Below are 1,110 nucleotides of genomic sequence, written 5' to 3'. Positions count from 1 at the left end.
GAAGTAAGAGCGAAGGTACATCATAAAATTGAAGCGGTAGAAGTTGAATTAGATGAGGTTAATTGGAATAATGTTGTTGAAAAGGGAGCGACTACTCCAACGCCACCTATAAAAATTAATATTGCAAATGACTTTACAAAATCACCTCAATCTATTTGGGGGAGATCTGCTGATGATATTGCAAAAGATTTTCAGGCAGCAGGTTATCAAGTTAACATTAGACAATCAACAAGAGGTTCAGGACAGGCAGTCATTATTGAAGTTAAAGATCATCCTGAAATTAGCCAGATACAGATACACCCAGGCGGAGGACGTCATGGTGGTAGCTATTATAAAGTATCAACTACAACACAAGGTACAATAAAAGTTGTTGATCCAAACACATATAAACCAAGTGTGGGAGAAAGAGCGACAATTATCAATAAACCAAAGGAATAGAATATGAACAAGATTAAATGGGTAACTCAGGCAATAGCACAACCTTGTGAAATACAAAAGAGTTTATTCCCTGATTTTGCAAATATAGCTGATGAATTAGCGGTTGAGTGGGAAATGGCCTTAGATGAACTTAATGATCCTCTAGTCGCATCTTCTCTTACATCAGAGCAAAAACTAGCAGTAAAAAAATTAGATGATTATATGTTATCTATAAGCGGAGCTGCTAATATTCAATACTGGAATAATGATGCACTTTGTGAAAGTGCTGAATGGCAGAATATGAGAAAAATGGCTATTGATATATTGCTCATCATGAATTGGGAAAATGTTGTACCAGCAAAAGTCGATGCAATATATATCAATCATGATTAAGTAGGAAACCTCCACTTTAACTAGCGGGAAGTTTGTTATTTTTTTCAGATCTGTATCGCAAATTCAATAATAATTTTATTTTGCTCAACTTTAATGATCACAGGTCTTTCGGCATAAAAGCTTATCCGTTCCAGCCCCTACCGTTAACGGTGAACAGTGGTCTGGATTAGGTTTTGTGCCTTGCGACATATAACCCACAATATAAAATTTTATTTCTAATATCAAACATAAAGCTTGAATGCCCATCAAAGATAAACTACGCTTTCGATTAATGGATTTAGATAACTATATTTAAACTAA

The 1,110-nt window shown here is 35.0% G+C and carries 1 protein-coding gene and 1 pseudogene; both read left to right on the top strand.

What is annotated here, in order from left to right; genetic code table 11:
- A pseudogene (locus JMI89_RS11750) lies at positions 1 to 438 on the top strand (hypothetical protein); the annotation flags it as partial.
- Positions 439 to 441: 3 nt separating this feature from the next.
- Positions 442 to 810, top strand: a complete 369-nt coding sequence (locus JMI89_RS11745; protein WP_187756463.1) for a hypothetical protein — start codon at positions 442 to 444, stop codon at positions 808 to 810.
- The last annotated feature ends 300 nt before the right edge of the window (positions 811 to 1,110 follow it).

The sequence above is a fragment of the Frischella sp. Ac48 genome (assembly GCF_019641635.1).
GTDB lineage: Bacteria > Pseudomonadota > Gammaproteobacteria > Enterobacterales > Orbaceae > Frischella > Frischella japonica.
The sequence above is the reverse complement of the archived record's forward strand: the minus strand, read 5'-3'. Positions and strand labels throughout refer to the sequence as shown.